The following is a 1,533-nucleotide window of genomic DNA, read 5'->3' as shown; positions in this document are numbered from 1 at the left end:
ACCACAACAAACATTAACGCACCACCAACAACAACAACCCATCCAACAACAACCACACCAATTTCCACAACAGCAACCATGTTCACAGCAACAACAACAACCACCATTATCGCAACAACAACAACCACCATTTTCGCAGCAACAACAACCACCATTTTCACAGCAACAACAACCAGTTCTACCGCAACAACCATCATTTTCGCAGCAACAACTACCACCATTTTCACAGCAACTACCACCATTTTCGCAGCAACAACAACCAGTACTACCGCAACAACCACCATTTTCGCAGCAACAACTACCACCATTTTCACAGCAACTACCACCATTTTCGCAGCAACAACAACCAGTACTACCGCAACAACCACCATTTTCGCAGCAACAACTACCACCATTTTCACAGCAACTACCACCATTTTCGCAGCAACAACAACCAGTACTACCGCAACAACCACCATTTTCGCAGCAACAACTACCACCATTTTCACAGCAACTACCACCATTTTCGCAGCAACAACAACCAGTACTACCGCAACAACCACCATTTTCGCAGCAACAACTACCACCATTTTCACAGCAACTACCACCATTTTCGCAGCAACAACAACCAGTACTACCGCAACAACCACCATTTTCGCAGCAACAACTACCACCATTTTCACAGCAACTACCACCATTTTCGCAGCAACAACAACCAGTACTACCGCAACAACCACCATTTTCGCAGCAACAACTACCACCATTTTCACAGCAACTACCACCATTTTCGCAGCAACAACAACCAGTACTACCGCAACAACCACCATTTTCGCAGCAACAACTACCACCATTTTCACAGCAACTACCACCATTTTCGCAGCAACAACAACCAGTACTACCGCAACAACCACCATTTTCGCAGCAACAACTACCACCATTTTCACAGCAACTACCACCATTTTCGCAGCAACAACAACCAGTACTACCGCAACAACCACCATTTTCGCAACAACAACAACAACCAATTCTACCGCAACAACCACCATTTTCGCAACAACAACAGCCAGTTCTACTGCAACAACAAATACCATTTGTTCATCCATCTATCTTGCAGCAACTAAACCCATGCAAGGTATTCCTCCAGCAGCAATGCAGCCCTGTGGCTATGCCACAAAGTCTTGCTAGGTCGCAAATGTTGCAGCAGAGCAGTTGCCATGTGATGCAACAACAATGTTGCCAGCAGTTGCCGCAAATCCCCCAGCAATCCCGCTATGAGGCAATCCGTGCTATCGTCTACTCCATCATCCTGCAAGAACAACAACAGGTTCAGGGTTCCATCCAAACTCAGCAGCAGCAACCCCAACAGTTGGGCCAATGCGTTTCCCAACCCCAACAACAGTCACAACAGCAACTCGGGCAACAACCTCAACAACAACAATTGGCACAGGGTACCTTTTTGCAGCCACACCAGATAGCTCAGCTTGAGGTGATGACTTCCATTGCGCTCCGTATCCTGCCAACGATGTGCAGTGTTAATGTGCCGTTGTACAGAAC

2 protein-coding genes are annotated in these 1,533 nt (G+C 46.8%); one reads left to right on the top strand and one right to left on the bottom strand.

The genetic code is table 11. From position 1 onward, the window contains the following. On the bottom strand, nucleotides 1-1,070 hold a 1,070-nt coding region (locus tag ILP92_RS18970), incomplete at its 3' end, for a hypothetical protein (RefSeq protein ID WP_198917833.1). A 101-nt stretch (nucleotides 1,071-1,171) separates the two neighbouring features. Between ILP92_RS18970 and ILP92_RS18960 the strand changes: the two genes are divergently transcribed. Next, nucleotides 1,172-1,533, top strand: a 362-nt coding sequence (locus ILP92_RS18960) for a hypothetical protein (RefSeq protein WP_497549934.1), incomplete at its 3' end; no start/stop codon positions are given.

The organism is Palleronia pontilimi, assembly GCF_016412875.1.
GTDB lineage: Bacteria > Pseudomonadota > Alphaproteobacteria > Rhodobacterales > Rhodobacteraceae > Palleronia > Palleronia pontilimi.
The sequence above is the reverse complement of the archived record's forward strand: the minus strand, read 5'-3'. Positions and strand labels throughout refer to the sequence as shown.